At 66.0% G+C, this 16,502-nt stretch carries 13 protein-coding genes; 5 read left to right on the top strand and 8 right to left on the bottom strand.

Annotated elements, in window-relative coordinates; all coding sequences use genetic code 11:
• Positions 1–561: 561 nt before the first annotated feature.
• The 4 genes from AWC07_RS16260 to AWC07_RS16245 all read right to left on the bottom strand — a co-directional run bounded on the left by AWC07_RS16260 (position 562) and on the right by AWC07_RS16245 (position 3,696).
• Positions 562–1,950 carry an FAD-containing oxidoreductase gene (locus AWC07_RS16260; protein WP_036413193.1) on the bottom strand — a complete coding sequence of 463 codons (1,389 nt, stop codon included), beginning with the start codon at positions 1,948–1,950 and terminating at the stop codon, positions 562–564.
• On the bottom strand, positions 1,947–2,432 hold the full coding sequence (locus AWC07_RS16255) for a membrane protein (RefSeq protein WP_036413191.1): 486 nt from the start codon (positions 2,430–2,432) through the stop codon (positions 1,947–1,949). Before AWC07_RS16255 ends, AWC07_RS16260 begins: the two co-directional genes overlap by 4 nt.
• A 125-nt stretch (positions 2,433–2,557) precedes the next feature.
• Positions 2,558–3,412 carry an ATP phosphoribosyltransferase gene (gene hisG / locus AWC07_RS16250; RefSeq protein ID WP_036413189.1) on the bottom strand — a complete coding sequence of 285 codons (855 nt, stop codon included), beginning with the start codon at positions 3,410–3,412 and terminating at the stop codon, positions 2,558–2,560.
• A gap of 2 nt (positions 3,413–3,414) precedes the next feature.
• Positions 3,415–3,696 carry a phosphoribosyl-ATP diphosphatase gene (locus AWC07_RS16245; RefSeq protein ID WP_036413187.1) on the bottom strand — a complete coding sequence of 94 codons (282 nt, stop codon included), beginning with the start codon at positions 3,694–3,696 and terminating at the stop codon, positions 3,415–3,417.
• Between the two features lie 186 nt (positions 3,697–3,882).
• Here AWC07_RS16245 and AWC07_RS16240 point away from each other — a divergent pair, with 186 nt between their 5' ends.
• The 4 genes from AWC07_RS16240 to AWC07_RS16230 all read left to right on the top strand — a co-directional run bounded on the left by AWC07_RS16240 (position 3,883) and on the right by AWC07_RS16230 (position 7,943).
• On the top strand, positions 3,883–4,725 hold the full coding sequence (locus AWC07_RS16240; protein ID WP_036413185.1) for an alpha/beta fold hydrolase: 843 nt from the start codon (positions 3,883–3,885) through the stop codon (positions 4,723–4,725).
• Positions 4,726–4,969: 244 nt separating this feature from the next.
• Positions 4,970–5,110 carry a hypothetical protein gene (locus AWC07_RS27655; RefSeq protein WP_167380089.1) on the top strand — a complete coding sequence of 47 codons (141 nt, stop codon included), beginning with the start codon at positions 4,970–4,972 and terminating at the stop codon, positions 5,108–5,110.
• A 26-nt stretch (positions 5,111–5,136) separates the two neighbouring features.
• Positions 5,137–5,571: a hypothetical protein gene (locus tag AWC07_RS26985; RefSeq protein WP_208622431.1), complete on the top strand. Its 435-nt coding sequence runs from the start codon at positions 5,137–5,139 to the stop codon at positions 5,569–5,571.
• 17 nt (positions 5,572–5,588) lie between these two features.
• The gene (locus AWC07_RS16230) at positions 5,589–7,943 is read left to right on the top strand and encodes an arylsulfatase (protein ID WP_036413181.1); all 2,355 of its coding nucleotides are present in this window, start codon (positions 5,589–5,591) and stop codon (positions 7,941–7,943) included.
• A gap of 109 nt (positions 7,944–8,052) precedes the next feature.
• Here the strand turns inward: AWC07_RS16230 and metH are convergent, their stop codons facing one another.
• Entirely contained in the window at positions 8,053–11,640 is a 3,588-nt protein-coding gene (gene metH, locus AWC07_RS16225) for a methionine synthase (RefSeq protein WP_085105142.1), read from the bottom strand.
• A gap of 83 nt (positions 11,641–11,723) precedes the next feature.
• Between metH and AWC07_RS16220 the strand changes: the two genes are divergently transcribed.
• Entirely contained in the window at positions 11,724–12,614 is an 891-nt protein-coding gene (locus tag AWC07_RS16220) for a PAC2 family protein (RefSeq protein ID WP_084293264.1), read from the top strand.
• On the opposite strand, the gene AWC07_RS16215 is transcribed toward AWC07_RS16220, so the two are convergent.
• The 3 genes from AWC07_RS16215 to mshC are packed head-to-tail and all read right to left on the bottom strand — an operon-like array spanning position 12,611 to position 15,973.
• A complete protein-coding gene (locus AWC07_RS16215) occupies positions 12,611–13,801 on the bottom strand; it encodes an FAD-dependent monooxygenase (protein WP_036409031.1) in 1,191 nt (396 codons plus the stop codon). The genes AWC07_RS16220 and AWC07_RS16215 overlap by 4 nt on opposite strands.
• 21 nt (positions 13,802–13,822) lie before the next feature.
• Positions 13,823–14,704, bottom strand: coding sequence for an SDR family oxidoreductase (locus AWC07_RS16210; protein WP_036409034.1), 882 nt, complete (start codon positions 14,702–14,704; stop codon positions 13,823–13,825).
• Between the two features lie 24 nt (positions 14,705–14,728).
• Positions 14,729–15,973 carry a cysteine--1-D-myo-inosityl 2-amino-2-deoxy-alpha-D-glucopyranoside ligase gene (gene mshC / locus AWC07_RS16205; RefSeq protein ID WP_036409037.1) on the bottom strand — a complete coding sequence of 415 codons (1,245 nt, stop codon included), beginning with the start codon at positions 15,971–15,973 and terminating at the stop codon, positions 14,729–14,731.
• Positions 15,974–16,502 lie beyond the last annotated feature (529 nt).

Genomic DNA, 16,502 nt, shown 5'->3' with positions numbered 1-16,502 from the left:
CCTTTCAGCGACAAGCTAAGGGACCCAATGGAATTATCGCCGAAAGCGGTTGTGGGGCTGCGCCCCGGTGTGGGCAGATGGAAATCGCGTGCTGGTGCGGTTGGGTGCGTGGCTGACGGCGCCCAGTGTGCGCTGGCGGCGCCCAGTGTGCGCTGGCGGCGCCGAGTCTGCGCTGACGGCGCCGAGTGTGCCGTCAGGGCGGGCCGACCGTGGATTTTCCCGCCCTGCATACACTCTCAGACCCGCCAGTGCACACTCGATGCAGCGGCATGACAGCCGACTCGGTCAGCACGTGAGACATATCCGAACGCCTGCCATCACAAGAGGGTTGAGCGAAGGTACGGTATCGGCGTGCCGAAAAACAGAGCCCAAGGTGTGCCGAAAACAGAGCCAGGCAGCCAAGACTGCGCAAGACGACATCGTTGACCACCAGCATTCGTGGTCACCATAAATTTCCGAGTGAGGCGGACACGACCAACACCCCAAACCCGAGCAGCCTGATGTGGCTGATGGGAAGTCGCAGTTGCGTTCTACAACTCGGGCCGCTAGATCAGCGCCGTCCTAGGCGAGCGGCTCCATCTCCTGCAGCATCGTGGGAACGAGTTCGCTGACCGTGGGGTGGATGTGCATTGTCCGCGACAGCGTGGTGTAGGGCGCTTTTGCCGACATGACGTCCAGGATGGCGTGGATGACCTCGTCTCCCCCGACGCCGAGGATGGCCGCACCCAAGATCTGGTGGGTGTCCGCGTCGACCACGATTTTCATAAAGCCTTGCGTCTCACCCTTTTCCACGGCCCGGCCGACTTTGGTCATCGGCCGCTTACCGACCAGCGCCTTGCGGCCCGACGCACGAACCTGAGCGACGGTCATTCCGGCGCGCCCCAGCGGCGGGTCGATATAGAGGGCATAGGTGAGGATGCGGTCGCTGACACGACGCGAGTCGCCGTCGAGCAGGTTGGCGGCGACGATCTCGAAGTCGTTGTACGACGTATGGGTGAAGGCGCCCTTGCCGTTACAGTCGCCCAGCGCCCAGATGTGGTCGACGTTGGTCTTGAGCTGGTCATCGACCACGATGTAGCCGCGGGCGTCGGTCTGAACACCGGCCGCATCCAGGCCCAAGTCGCCGGTATTGGGTTTCCGGCCTACCGCCAGCAGCAGGTGACTACCCGCAATGGTTGCGGCACCGGCACTGGGAGTCAGCTCGAAGCCACCGAAGCCACCGAAGCCATTGTCCCGCTTGATAAGTCGCACATCATCGGCATTGACGACGACATCGATGCCTTCGGCTTCGAGGATCTCCCTGATGCTGACCGAGACGTCTTCGTCTTCGCGGGAGGCCAGGCGTGGGCCGCGCTCCACGACGGTCACCTTTGCTCCGAAGCGGCGATACATCTGAGCGAACTCCAGCGCGATGTAGCTTCCGCCGACGATCACCAGATGCTCAGGCAGCGTGTCGAGTTCGAGGATGGACACATTGGTGAGGAACTCGACGTCGGCAAGCCCGGGAATGTCGGGCGCCACGGCGCGGCCCCCGACGTTGAGGAAGATCCGGTCAGCTTGCAGGAGTTGATCACCGACTCGCAACGTGTGCGCATCCTCGAATCGGGCGTGCCCGCGGAACACGGTGCAGCCGTCCATGCTTTCCAACCAGTCCTCGACGGCCTTGCGGTCATTGAGCATGACGCCGTCTTTGCGGGCCTTGACTTTCGCCATGTCCACGCTGACCGCTCCCGTGCCGATCCCGTATTCGCCGCCGCGGCGGGCCACATGGGCCGCGTGGGCGCTGGCCACCAGCGTCTTGGTGGGGATGCAGCCGTTGTTGACGCAGGTGCCGCCGATCAGCTTGCGCTCCACGAGGGCGACCCGCTGACCTGCGCCCGTCAGGCGGCCGGCCAGCGGCGGGCCGGCCTGGCCGGCACCGACGATGATCGAGTCGAACCGCTGCGTCATAGCGCGGCCGCCGATGCGACGACGGCGAATCCGCCCAACACGGCGACCGAATCCTCGAGTAGTGCGATCGGCAGGTCGCGGCCGCCGCTGGCGGCTACCAGCCAACGGCGCGCGTGAAAGCCACCCAACGTACCCAGTACCGCACCGACAACGCCGGCACCGAGTCCGCCGAACTTGTAGCCCCAGGCGGTGCCGATCACCGCACCGGCGAACCCGCCCAGGATGATGCGGACCGCGAACACCGGCGCGGCGGTGCGCGGCGGCGTCTTGGGGAGCTTGTCGTTGACCAGTTCGGCGACCGCAAGGACGCTGAGGGCCACCACCGTCACGATGTTGCCCACCCAGGATGCCCAGGTGTGCTGCAGCGTTGGGAACCAGCCGAGGTAGCCGGCCCAGGAGACTGCCGCGGGAGCGGTCACCGATCGCAACCCGGCGACCACGCCGATCAACAAAGCCAAGACGAGGACGAGTACGTGCGTCACAGCAATCCCTTCCGGGTACAGAAGAACAGCCTGGCGACGATACGGCAGACCGCCCACGGATGACACCGGCAATCAGCCCACCGCGGACGCTAACACAGCAACGGCACGACGGGGCATTACCGCGGTCAGAATCGGCAGAACCTGATATCGGACGCCAGAATCGCTTTGGCCCCGATGGCGGCAAGCTGGTCCATGACGCCGTTGACGCCGCGACGCGGCACCAGCGCACGGACCGCGACCCATTCCGGATCCGCCAGCGGAGCAATGGTCGGCGACTCCAGTCCGGGCGTGATCGCGGTGGCCTCGTGCAGCACTGCACGCGGACAGTCGTAGTCCAGCATCAGATACTGCTGGCCGAATACCACGCCTTGCACCCGGGCGACCAACTGATCGCGTGCCTCGCTGTGCTCCACGCCGTCCCGGTCGGCGCCTTCGATGAGCACCGCCTCCGAATCACACAGCGGCTCACCGAATGCCACCAGATTGTGCAGGCTCAGGGTGCGACCCGAGCCCACCACGTCGGCGATGGCGTCGGCCACCCCGAGTTGCACCGAAATCTCCACAGCCCCGTCGAGCCGGATCACGGTTGCGTCAATACCCTTGGCGGCCAAGTCTTTTCGGACGAGGTTCGGATAAGCGGTGGCGATCCGCTTTCCGGCCAGGTCGGCCGCCGTCCAATCACGCCCGGCGGGACCGGCGTAGCGGAAACTCGACGACCCGAAGCCCAGGGCCAAACGTTCCCGAACCGGTGCGTCGGAATCGCGGACCAGGTCGCGTCCCGTGATCCCGAAGTCGAGCTCTCCCGAACCCACGTAAATGGCGATGTCTTTGGGCCGAAGGAAGAAGAACTCGACGTTGTTGGCCGGGTCGACGACGGTCAGGTCTTTGGAGTCGGTGCGGCGCCGGTAGCCGGCTTCGGCCAGGATCTCGGTGGCCGGCTCGCTCAACGTGCCCTTGTTGGGAACGGCCACGCGCAACATGCTCACAGCTTCCGGTAGACGTCGTCGAGGGACAGTCCGCGCGAGATCATCAGCACCTGTGTCCAGTACAGCAACTGGCTGATCTCCTCGGCCAGGGCATCGTTGGCTTCGTGCTCGGCGGCCAGCCATACCTCGCCGGCTTCCTCCAGGATCTTCTTGCCCAGCCAATGCACGCCGGCGTCCAGCGCAGCCACCGTTGCGCTGCCGGCGGGCCGGTTGCGGGCACGATCGCCGAGTTCGGCGAACAGATCCTCGAAGGTCTTCACGGCCAGCGATTGTTTCATGCGCCGGCGAGCGGAGTCACGGCGGTTTCGTCGTACCCTTGCTCGGCGGCCAACTCCGACCTGTGATTGCCCCTGTGGCCGTCCGACTGCTGGGCGCGGCCGGTCTCGGGCGGCCGGCTACTGTGTTAGCTTGGCCGCAAGATTGCGTTCGACGACTTTCGTTCGCGCCGAACAGGGTTTTCGATAGTGCTCCCAGATATTCGGTGGACAACGTCTGGAGTGCGGTTGCGCCGACGAGTCAGTCGTGCCGGGGATCTGAACTGGCTGTTTCTTCCCGGCGGCCCGGGAATCGGTTCCGAGAGCCTGCACGAACTGGTCGACACAGTCGACGTGCCCGGCTGCTCGTGGATGGTCGACCTGCCTGGTGATGGCTCCAACATCAACGCTCCAGGAGCACCCGCCGATCCCTACCGCCGATGGCCCCACGTTCTGCTTGAAGCCGCCCACGCCGTTACACATCCCGTTTTTGTCGGACATTCCACCGGGGGCGAGTACCTGCTCTCTGTTCCCGCATTGGATGGATGTTTGGAAGGTCTGGTGCTCATCAGCACCGCCCCCGACGCATCGTGGATACCGGTGTTCGAGCAGATGACACGTCATAATCCCTTACCCGGGGTTGACCAAGCCACAGCCCGGTACCTATCCGATCCCACCGACGACAACCTTCGCTGCGTCACCATCGAATCTGCGCCGTGGAACTTCGCCCCCGCCACCATTGCCCGTGGGGTGGAAATCCTGGCGCGCATGCCCTACAACAGTCAGGCTGCGCAATGGTCCGAAGCCAATTTCGATCGTGACTACCAATCAGCCTGGTGGCCAACAACACTGCCCACACTCGTCGTGAGCGGCTCGGCAGACCGCATCGTGACGCAAACGTTGTGGCAGGACAAGCAATTCCACACCCTGAATACGGCCTGGCGCGTCATCGACAAGGCGGGCCACTTCCCCTGGATCGACCAACCAACTGCCGTACGCGACGCCTTCGCAGCACTCGCGCGACAGATCTGCAACCGCCACGCCACGGACTAACCCGCCAGACATCGATGACCCGCACGGCCGGCCAAGCCTCCCAGCGTGCTCGGCGCGCTCTGCCGGTCCACCGAAGGCCTGGCAACTACGTGGCTGATGATCCCGAGGAGGTGATCGGCGACCGGCGCCAGGCGCCCAGTGCGACACCAACCGATTGTTTCCATGCGCACCCGTTCCGGTCCAACGGCACCATCGACTCTGGCCCCGTTCTTGGTCGCCAGAGCACTGATGCCAGAGCCCTCTCGTGGCCACGCAGGCCCCGGTGGGTATGCCAGGGCGGGTCCGCGCCGGCAGCGCCACGATAAGCGGTGCGGTGCTGTTGCTCGTCACGGCATTCCGCGAACTGCTCGGCGGTGACGACGCCGACGATCGTTTGGGAGGTTAGACATGGCATCCGAAATGGAATCCGAAATGGCTGATGGAGCAGCACGTCCCAACATCCTGATCATCTGGGGCGACGACGTGGGGATGTGGAACATCTCCGCATACCACCCTGGGATGATGGGTGGCTCGACACCCAACATCGACCGGATCGCCGACGAGGTCATGATCTTCATGGAGTTCTACTGCTTCACCGAGACGACACTGCACGGATTACGTAATGGCGACTGGAAAGTGCTGCTCAAGACCCAGGACCGGTGGTTCAACGGCTTCCAGCAGAAGCTGACCACCCCACTGATCACCAACCTCAAGCTCGACCCGTTCGAACGTTTCCATAAAGCGCGGGGATTCGACGAATGGCAGGAGAACCTTGCGACGTTGCATGAATTCCCGCCTCGGATGCGCAGTTTCGGCCTCGACGTCGACGAGTTGTTGAACCAACTCAACCCAGCCCGACACCGTTAGCCGAAGCGAGGAAATCCATGGCAATCACCGAATATCAGCCCGGCACAACGTTTCCCGGCGTCATAGGCCGCACCGCTGACGAGTCGACGCCGGCCTGGCCCGCTTTCAAGCGACCTCCCGAGGGCGCGCCGAATGTGGTGTTCATCGTGCTCGACGACACCGGATACGGGCACCTGGGCTGCTACGGCAGTCCGATCTCGACCCCGAACATCGACGCCCTGGCCGCCGACGGCCTGCGCTATTCCAACATGCATACCACCGCGCTGTGCTCCCCGTCGCGGTCCTGCATCCTCAACGGCCGTAACCACCACTCCAACCACCTCGCGTGTCTGACCAACGGGTCGACCGGATTTCCCGGCTCCGACGGTTACATACCCTTCGAGAACGGCTTCCTCTCCGAAATTCTGCGGGCCCAGGGCTACAACACCTACTGCGTCGGTAAATGGCATTTGGCGCCGGAGGAAACGATGACCGCGGCCGGGCCCTACGACCGCTGGCCGCTGGGACGCGGGTTCGAGCGCTACTACGGCTTCCTGGGCGGCGACACCCACCAGTACTACCCGGATCTGGTGCGGGACAACTCGCAAACCGAACCCGAGGCCACCCCGGAGCAGGGCTATCACCTGACGCCCGATCTGGTGAACAAGGCCAAGGCAATGATTGCCGACGCCAAGCAGGTCGCCCCGGACAAGCCGTTCTTCCTCTACTTCGCCCCCGGCGCGACGCATTCACCCCACCATGTGCCCAAACAATGGGCCGACCGCTACGCCGGCAAGTTCGACAGCGGCTGGCAGGTCTACCGCCAGCAGGTGTTCGCGCGACAGAAGGAACTCGGGCTGATGCCCGCAACAGCCGAGCTGTCTGCACCCGACCCCGATGTCGCGGACTGGGAAACGCTGCCGGCCGACGAACGCCGGCTCTACGCGCGGATGATGGAGGTATTCGCCGGCTTCCTCGAACACACCGACCACTACATCGGCGAACTTGTGCAGTTCCTCAAGGGCCTGCACGAGTACGACAACACGGTGATCATGCTGGTCTCGGACAACGGGGCCAGCGCCGAGGGAGGCCCCACCGGCTCGGTCACCGAGGTCCGCTTCTTCAACAACGTCTCCGACACCGTCGAGGAGGGGCTGGCGCGCATCGACGAGATCGGCGGCCCCACGGTGTTCAACCACTTCCCGTGGGGCTGGACCCACGCCGGCAACACCCCGTTTCGGCGGTGGAAGCGCGAGACCTACCGCGGCGGATCGAGCGACCCGTTGATCGTCACCTGGCCGCGCGGTATCGCCGCCCGGGGCGAGGTGCGTTCCCAGTACACCCATTTGATCGACATGGTCCCGACGGTGCTCGACGCGCTGCGCATTGACCCACCGACGGCGATCGGCGGGGTCACCCAGTCGCCGATGGAGGGGGTCAGCTTCGCGCACACCTTCGACGACGCCGCCGCCCCCACTCGCCACCTCACCCAGTACTTCGAGATGCTGGGACACCGCTCGATCTACCACGACGGGTGGCGTGCGGTATGCCCGTGGCCGGGAACGTCGTTCGCCGAATCCGCCCACAAGTTCGGCGACGTGATCACCGCGGCGATGCTCAGTCAGCTCGATGAATGCGGGTGGGAGCTCTACCACGTCGCGCAGGATCCCGCCGAGACCACCAACCTGGCCGGGCAGGAGCGGGCGCGGCTGATCGCGATGATCACGCTCTGGTACAGCGAAGCCGGAAAATACAACGTGCTGCCAATCGACAGCCGCGGCCTGGCCCGCGCTTTCGTGGAACGCCCGCAGATTGCCGCTGCAAACCGCACTCGATACGTGCTCTATCCCGGCACCCAGGCTATTCCGGCGGCCGCCGCACCGAAGATCCTCAACCGGCCCTACTCGATCAGCGCTGAGGTTGAGCTCACCGAGGAATCGTCGGGCGTCCTGCTGTCCATGGGCGGCAATGACGGGGGAATCACCTTGTACGTCAAGGACTGTCAGCTCTGCTATGCGCACAACTACGTCGCCAAGGAGATCTTCACGATCCGCTCGGCCCAACGGATCCCAGCGGGGCGGCACTTCCTCAGCGTGGAATTCGCCCCCACAGGTCCGGTGGACCTCAAGAACGGCAGAGGCACTCCTGGCGATGTGGCGCTGTTCGTCGACGGCTCTGAGGTCGGCCGCGGCGAGTTTCCGGTGACCACCCCCCTCCGGTTGGCCCAAGGCGGGGCGATGCTGGTCGGCGCCAACACCGGCTCGTCGGTAACCCCCGACTATAACCCGCCATTTGCGTTCGACGGCCGAATCCACCGCGTGATCATCGACGTCAGCGGCGAGCACGTCGAGGACTACCAGGCGCAGATGAAGATCGCGCTCACCAAGCAGTAACGCCGCGAATACCGTTGGTGTGCAGTTGTTTCGGTGAGCTGAGCCGCCCGGCGACTTGCCAGCGAGGACGGTGCTGACCTCGGTGCCGCGCGCTCAGCGGAGTACCGGGCTAAACGTTGAAGTACTTGGCCTCGGGATGGTGCAGGACGAACGCGTCGGTCGATTGCTCGGGATGCAGCTGCAACTCCTCGGACAACGTCACCCCGATGCGGTCGGGCTGCAGCAACTGCATCATCTTGGCGCGGTCCTCGAGGTCCGGGCACGCCCCGTAACCGAAGGCGAACCGGGCACCCCGGTAACCCAGCTTGAAATAGTCCTCGACGGCGTCTGGGTCCTCGGCGGCCATCGTACGGTCGGCCGAGTACCTGAGCTCCTCTCGGATACGCCGGTGCCAGTACTCGGCCAGCGCCTCGGTGAGCTGCACGCCGATACCGTGCACTTCGAGATAGTCGCGGTAGGAGTTGGCCGCAAACAACTCGTTGGCGAAGTCGGCGATCGGCTTACCCATGGTCACCAGCTGGAACGGCAGCACATCCACCTCACCCCGCTCCCGAGCCAGCTCCCGCGACCGGACGAAATCAGCGATGCACAAGAACCGGCCGCGCTGCTGGCGCGGGAACCGGAAGCGGTACCGTTCTTCGGCGTCGGGCGCTGGCTCGGTGAGCACCACGACATCGTCGCCCTCGGACACGGCCGGGAAGTAACCGTAGACCACTGCGGCGTGCGCCAGGATACCGTCGGTGGACAACCGATCCAGCCAGTAGCGCAGGCGCGGCCGCCCTTCGGTCTCGACGAGGTCTTCGTACGACGGGCCGTCACTATTGGGACCGCCACGTGTTCCGCGTAATCCCCACTGGCCCAAGAACAATGCGCGCTCGTCGAGCATACCCGTATAGTCGGCGACGGCCAGTCCCTTGACGATCCGCGAACCCCAGAACGGCGGGGCGGGCACCTCGACATCAGCCGCGACGTCGGAACGTTCGGGAACCTCGACCGGCGCTTCCGCGGCTTTACGTTGTGCCGCAATGCGTTTGGAGCGCTCGTGACGGGCCTTGCGCTCGGCTTCCTTCTTGCGCGCTGCTGCCGCCTCCGGGCTATCGGTGTCCGGCGCTTCGCCCCGCTTGGCGCTCATGATGGTGTCCATGAGCTTGAGGCCTTCGAAAGCGTCGCGCGCATAGTGCACTTCGCCTTCGTAGATCTCGGCGAGATCGTTTTCGACATAGCTGCGGGTCAACGCCGCGCCGCCGAGCAGCACCGGGAATTTTTCGGCGACCCCCCGGGTGTTCATCTCCTCGAGGTTTTCCTTCATCACCACAGTGGATTTCACCAGCAGGCCCGACATTCCCACCACGTCGGCGCTCTTGTCCTCGGCGACTTCGAGAATGGTGGCGATGGGCTGCTTGATGCCGATGTTGACCACCTCGTAGCCGTTGTTGCTCAAGATGATGTCGACCAGGTTCTTGCCGATGTCGTGGACGTCGCCCTTGACGGTGGCCAGCACGATCCGGCCCTTACCCGTGTCGTCCTCGGATTTCTCCATGTGCGGTTCCAGATACGCCACGGCGGTCTTCATCACCTCGGCGGACTGCAACACGAACGGCAGCTGCATCTGGCCCGAGCCGAACAGCTCACCGACCGTCTTCATGCCGGCCAGCAGGTTCTCGTTGATGATCTCCAGCGGCGGCTTCTGCGTCATCGCCTCCTCGAGATCGGCTTCCAGGCCGTTGCGTTCGCCGTCGACGATGCGTTGCGCCAGCCGCTCGAACAGCGGCAGCTTGGCGAGTTCGGCCGCCCGCGATTCCTTCGACGACGCCGCCGACACCCCCTCGAAGAGCCGCATCAGCTCCTGCAGCGGGTCGTAGCCGTCGCGTCGGCGGTCATAGACCAGGTCCAGCGCCACATCGCGTTGCTCGTCCGGGATCCGGTTGATCGGAAGGATCTTCGAGGCGTGCACGATCGCCGAATCCAGCCCGGCTTCCTGGCATTCGTGCAGGAACACCGAGTTGAGTACTTGGCGCGCAGCCGGATTGAGGCCAAAGGAGATGTTGGACAGCCCCAGCGTCGTCTGCACCTTCGGGTGACGTCTCTTCAATTCCCGGATGGCCTCGATGGTTTCGACGCCGTCTTTGCGGGATTCCTCCTGCCCGGTGGCGATGGTGAAGGTCAAGGTGTCGATGAGGATCGACGACTCGTCGACGCCCCAGTTGCCGGTGATGTCGTTGATCAGCCGCTCGGCGATCTCGACCTTCTTCTCGGCGGTGCGCGCCTGGCCCTCCTCGTCGATGGTCAGCGCGACGACGGCCGCGCCGTGTTCGGCGACGAGTTCCATGGTCTTGTGGAAGCGCGATTCCGGTCCGTCGCCGTCCTCGTAGTTCACCGAGTTGATCGCGCAACGGCCACCGAGGTGTTCCAAACCGGCTTGCAGCACCGGGGTTTCGGTGGAGTCCAGCATGATCGGCAGTGTCGAGGACGTGGCCAGCCGGCTGGCCAGGGCCTTCATGTCGGCCACGCCGTCGCGGCCGACGTAGTCGACACACAAGTCCAGCAGGTGCGCGCCGTCGCGGGTCTGGTCCTTGGCGATGTCCAGGCACCTCTGGTAGTCCTCGGCGATCATTGCCTCACGAAAACCCTTGGAGCCGTTGGCGTTTGTGCGCTCGCCGATCATCATAACCGAGGCGTCCTGTGCGAACGGAACCGCGGTGTACAGCGACGACACCGACGGCTCGTAGCTCACCTGGCGTTCGGGGCGCGTGACGTCGGCGACCGCGGCGGCCACCTCGCGGATGTGGGCCGGCGTGGTGCCGCAGCAACCGCCGACCAGCGACAACCCGAACTCGGCGATGAATCCGGACAGCGCCGCGGCCAGTTCATCGGGCCGCAGCGGGTACTCGGCGCCCTTGGCGCCCAGCACCGGCAGGCCGGCGTTGGGCATCACCGACACCGGGATGCGGGCGTGCCGGGACAGGTAGCGCAGGTGCTCGCCCATCTCCGCGGGTCCCGTCGCGCAGTTCAAGCCGATCATGTCCACACCGAGGGGCTCGACCGCGGTCAGCGCCGCACCGATCTCACTGCCCAGCAGCATGGTGCCGGTGGTTTCCACAGTGACGTGGGCGATCACCGGAATGTGGCGGCCGGCCTGCTTCATCGCCCGCCGCGAGCCCAGCACCGCCGCTTTCAGTTGCAGCAGGTCCTGGCAGGTCTCCACCAGGATCGCGTCGGCCCCGCCGTCAAGCATTCCCAGGGCGGCCTCGGTGTAGGCGTCGCGGATGACGGCGTACTCGGTGTGACCCAGAGTGGGCAGTTTGGTGCCCGGTCCCATCGAACCCAGCACGTAACGCTTGCGGTCCGCGGTGCCCAGCTGGTCGGCGACCCGGCGGGCGATCGCAGTGCCCTTCTCCGACAGGTCACGGATCTTGTCGGCGATGTCGTAGTCGCCGAGGTTGGACAGGTTGCAGCCGAAGGTGTTGGTCTCCACCGCGTCCGCGCCCGCTTCGAAATAGTTGCGGTGGATGGTTTCCAGCACGTCAGGACGGGTTTCGTTGAGGATCTCGTTGCAGCCCTCCAGGCCGCGGAAGTCGTCGAGGGTGAGATCGGCGGCCTGCAGCTGGGTGCCCATCGCGCCGTCGCCCACCACCACACGCCGCGCCAAAACGTCAAGCAGATCAGTGTCGTAGCGGTGTTCGTTCGCGGCAGTCACACAGCAAGGATAGTCGGCCTATGGATTCGCCTCTGTCGTTGACAGCGCTCTGACAGGTCAGTTGCAGGCCGTACGCTGATCGTGTGACTCTGCCGGATGCCGAGCCCGAGGGCGGCCAATTGCTGCCCGAACTGCACAACACCGTCGTCGTGGCGGCGTTCGAGGGCTGGAACGACGCCGGGGACGCGGCCAGCGATGCGGTGGCGCACTTGGCGGACATCTGGGATGCGCGTCCCATCGTGGAGATCGACGACGAGGCGTACTACGACTACCAGGTGAACCGCCCGGTCATCCGTCAGGTCGACGGAGTCGCCAGGGAACTGGAGTGGCCGGCCATGCGCATCTCACATTGCCGCCCGCCCGGCAGCGACCGTGACGTGGTCTTGATGCACGGGGTGGAGCCGAACATGCGCTGGCGCACGTTTTGCGCCGAGCTGCTCGCCATCGTCGACAAGCTCAACGTGGACACCGTCGTCATCCTCGGAGCGCTGCTGGCCGACACCCCGCACACTCGTCCGGTGCCGGTCTCGGGTGCGGCCTACTCGCCCGACTCGGCACGGGTCTTCGGGTTGCAGGAAACCCGCTACGAGGGACCGACCGGTATTGCCGGCGTGTTCCAATATGCGTGCGTGGCGGCCGGTATCCCGGCGGTGACGTTCTGGGCGGCGGTGCCCCACTACGTGTCGCACCCACCGAACCCGAAAGCCACGGTGGCGCTGCTGCGCCGCGTCGAAGACGTGCTCGATGTCGAGGTGCCGCTGGGTGACCTGCCGACACAGGCCGAAGCCTGGGAGCGCGAGATCACCGAGATGGCCGCCGAAGACGACGAGCTGGCCGAGTACGTGCACTCGCTGGAACAGCACGGTGACGCCGCAGTCGACGTCAACGACGTGCTCGGCTCAATCGACGGCGACGCGCTGGCCGCCGAGTTCGAGCGCTATCTGCGGCGGCGTCGCCCGGGGTTCGGGCGCTAGTCACGTTCCGGCTGCCCCAGCCGAAGCATGGGGATGACCGCCGTCGGTTCACCGGCCAGGGTCGTTTCGACGAACCGGTTGACCAACGGACGCCACGTGAGCCGAAGTGTGGCGCGGCGGATCGCGGACTGCGACGATGCCGGCCACAGCCAGCCGGAGGCGGCCCGGCCGCTCGCTTGCTTCTCCTCCACCACCGGGCGCCACAGCCGCTCGTAAAAGCTCAACGCGCGCTCCACCGACGAGGTGTTGCGCAGCTGTTCTGCCAACACGTAGGCGCTGGCAACGGCCAGCGACGCGCCCTGACCGATCAGCATGGAGACCGCGAAGCAGGCGTCGCCGATCAGCACCACTCGCTTGCTACTCCAGCGCGGCAACTCCAGCTGCGCGACCCGGTTGTCGTCGACCTCCTCGGATTCCGGGCATCGGTCGAGTACCTCAGTGACCCACCCACCCATCCCCGCGTACTTGTCGCGGAAGGCGGTGCGAGCATCGCGCGGCAGCTTCGCGTCGGACGCCCGATACACCGCCGACACCGCGGTGCGGCCGTCTCGCAGCACCTGGAGGCCCAGCTGGCGGTCGACGGTGTCGGTGAGGATGACGTGATCGCCGGCCACTCCACCGATGCTGGGCGGGTCGAGCAGGAAGGCGGCGCAGCGGAGCCCGCGATGGTGCAGATAGCGCTCCTCGGGACCGAACACCAGCGCCCGCACAGTGGAGTGGATACCGTCGGCGCCGACCAACAGATCGGCGTCCAGCTGCGCACCGCCGTTGAGCGTCACGGTTACCCGCTCATCGCATTGCGCCACCTCGGACACCGTCGCGCCGAAGCGCAGATCCACCTTTGGCGGCAGGTTGTCCCGTAGCACCGTTTCCAGGTCGGGACGTAGAACCCGGCACAGCCGGCCGTCCAGCGCCTTGACGATCTGCCGGTATGGGATGGCTGCCTTTCGGCGACCGTGCTGATCGACCACGCTGGCTTCACCGACGGGATAGGCGACGCCTTGAATTGCGGGCAGAACCCCGATCGCCTCGGCGGCCTCGTAGCCGGCGCCATAGAAGTCGATCACGTGGCCACGGGCCCGAGGGCCCGATTCGCGTTCCAGCAGCACCACCTCGGCGCCGAGCGCCGCCAACCGCTCCGCCAGGGTGAGCCCGGCGACTCCGGCGCCGCAGACGAGCACTTTCACAGCGTCACCCGCACCGGGCGGCTACTGCTGCTCCAGAGCCTGGTTGTAGGCGCTGGTGGACCGACCGAGCGCAGCCGCTTCGGCATCCATGCGGGGCAGCAACTCGGCGGTGGTCCTGCGGATCGGGCGTTCCCCGATCGACGTCGAGAGCACCGGCTTGAGCCACCGCAACAACCCCACCCAGCCCGGGCAGAACACGCGCGTCTTGCGGGCCTCGATGCCCTCGACGAACGCCACCGCGCACTTTTCGACCGACGTCGTCTTGTTCAGCGGCCAGGGCAGTCTGGCAAGGAGTTCGGTGAACGCCGGCAGGTCGGACTTGGTGTCACGCACCAGTGGGGTGTCGATCCAGGACATGTGGGCCGAGCCGACATCCACGCCGTGGTGGGCGACCTCCAGTCGAAGCGCGTTGGCGAATATCTCGACTCCGGCCTTGGACGCGTTGTAGGGGGCCAGCCCGGGAGCCGCCGCGTAGGCCGCCAGCGACGACACGATCAGCACGTAGCCGCGGCGCTCGATGACCGCCGGCAAAGTGGCACGCACGGTGTGGAAGACGCCGAGCAGGTTGACGTCCAGCACCCGCTTGAACGCCTCCGGATCGACCTGGAGCACGGAGCCGTAGCTGGCGATGCCGGCATTGGCGATGACGACGTCGATACCGCCGAACTTTTCGACGGCCTGGTCGGCCGCGGCCTGCATCGCGGGCAGGTCACGAACGTCGGCCACCGCCGTGAGCACGCGGTCGTCGCCGCCAAGCTCGGCGGCAATGGTGGTCAGCTCGGCTGCGCCCACATCGGTGAGCACCAGTTTGGCGCCCTTGTTGTGCAGCCGACGAGCGACCTCGGCCCCGATTCCACGGGCAGCGCCTGTGATGAAGACGACCTTGTCCTGCACCGATGTCATGGCCGAAAACGTACCACTGCGGGACTACAGGTCCACCCCTAACAGCGCATCGATCGTGGTTGCCACCGACGCCGGCGCGGTCTCGTCGTAGCCGCCGTATTCGAGCGCATCAGTGGTCCAACCATCCAGTGCCGCAATAACTTTGGGTGTATCGAGGTCGTCGGCCAGGTAGCGGCGCACTCGGGCGATAACGTCGGTGGCATCCGGACCGGCGGGTAGTGCGGTCGCAGTGCGCCAGCGTTGCAGCCGGCCGGCGGCCTCGTCGAGCACCTCCTGGGTCCAGAGGCGATCCGCCCGGTAATGCCCACCCAGCAGACCCAGCCGGATGGCCGACGGTTCGACGCCCTGGGCGCGCAGCGTCGACACCAGCACCAGATTGCCGCGGCTCTTGGACATCTTGTGTCCGTCCCAGCCGATCATCCCCGCGTGCACATAGTGCCTCGCGAATCGCCGCTCACCGGTGACGCATTCGGCGTGGGCGGCGGTGAACTCGTGATGCGGAAAGATCAGGTCGCTGCCACCACCCTGGATGTCGAGCCCGCTGCCGATACGGCTGAGGGCGATAGCGGCGCATTCGATGTGCCAGCCAGGTCGGCCGGGACCGAATGGCGACGGCCAACTGGGTTCGCCCGCTCGCGCGGCGCGCCACAGTAGCGCGTCCAGTTCGTCGCTCTTGCCGGGCCTGGCCGGGTCGCCGCCGCGCTGCCCGAACAGTCGCAGCATGGTGTCGCGATCACACCCGGACTCGTAGCCGAACTGCACCGTGGCGTCCGCCCGGTAATAGATGTCGGGGTACTCCCCTATTTCCGGGTCGACTGTGTAGGCGGCCCCGGACGCCACCATCTTTTCGATGAGTTCGACCATTTCCGCGACCGCCTCGGTGGCTGCGACATAGTCGTGGGGCCGCAATATCCTTAACGCCGCCATGTCGGCGCGGTAGAGGCTGACCTCGCGCTCGGCGAGTTCGCGCCAGTCAACGCCATCGCGGTCGGCACGCTCGAATAGTGGGTCGTCGACGTCGGTGACGTTCTGTACGTAATGCACGTCGTGGCCGAGGTCCAGCCACAGCCGATGTACGAGGTCGAAGGCAAGATAGGTGGCGGCGTGTCCTAGGTGCGTGGCGTCGTAGGGGGTGATCCCGCAGACGTACATGGTTGCTCTGGTTCCGGGCGTCACCGGGCGCACCTGCCGGTCGGCGGTATCGTATAGCCGCAGCTCCGGCCCGCGTCCCGGCAGGTTGGGAACCGGGGCAGAAGACCACGACCGCATGCCCTCGACCTTAAGCCCGGCGACGATGCGGCCCGCACGGCGGGCCGAGGAGGAGCCGGGCAATCAGGTCGGGTCCGGCGACGATGCGGCCCGCATGGCGGGCCGAGGAGGAGCCGGGCAATCAGGTCGGGTCCGGGCTCGGTGCGGCCCGCACGGCGGGCCGAGGAGCAGCCGGGCGGCCGGGTCCGGCGACGATGCGGCCCGCGCAGCGGGCCGAGGAGGAGCCGGGCAATCAGGCCGGGTCCGGGCTCGGTGCGGCCCGCACGGCGGGCCGAGGAGGAGCCGGGCAATCAGGTCGGGTCCGGGCTCGGTGCGGCCCGCACGGCGGGCCGAGGAGGAGCCGGGCAATCAGGCCGGGTCCGGGCTCGGTGCATCGAGTGTGAACGTCGGACTTCGATTGTGCAGCTATGGCGACTGAAGTGCGTGTCGACCGCCCTGTGCGCACACTCGACGGTCGGGTGGCCGGAGGGGATTGCACCCTCCGGCTCCCACAGATCCGGACGTGAACCTCTCGATTCATCCGGCTCTT

The organism is Mycobacterium gastri, assembly GCF_002102175.1.
In the GTDB taxonomy this organism is placed as follows: Bacteria; Actinomycetota; Actinomycetes; order Mycobacteriales; family Mycobacteriaceae; genus Mycobacterium; species Mycobacterium gastri.
This window is presented reverse-complemented; position numbering and strand designations above follow the sequence as displayed.

Excerpts from the sequence above, each read along its gene's own strand:
- AWC07_RS16260 (WP_036413193.1), bottom strand. The coding sequence starts at position 1,950 with ATGACGCAGCGGTTCGACTCGATCATCGTCGGTGCCGGCCAGGCCGGC.
- hisG (WP_036413189.1), bottom strand. The coding sequence starts at position 3,412 with ATGTTGCGCGTGGCCGTTCCCAACAAGGGCACGTTGAGCGAGCCGGCC.
- AWC07_RS16245 (WP_036413187.1), bottom strand. The coding sequence starts at position 3,696 with ATGAAACAATCGCTGGCCGTGAAGACCTTCGAGGATCTGTTCGCCGAA.
- AWC07_RS26985 (WP_208622431.1), top strand. The coding sequence starts at position 5,137 with ATGGCTGATGGAGCAGCACGTCCCAACATCCTGATCATCTGGGGCGAC.
- AWC07_RS16230 (WP_036413181.1), top strand. The coding sequence starts at position 5,589 with ATGGCAATCACCGAATATCAGCCCGGCACAACGTTTCCCGGCGTCATA.
- AWC07_RS16210 (WP_036409034.1), bottom strand. The coding sequence starts at position 14,704 with ATGACATCGGTGCAGGACAAGGTCGTCTTCATCACAGGCGCTGCCCGT.
- mshC (WP_036409037.1), bottom strand. The coding sequence starts at position 15,973 with ATGCGGTCGTGGTCTTCTGCCCCGGTTCCCAACCTGCCGGGACGCGGG.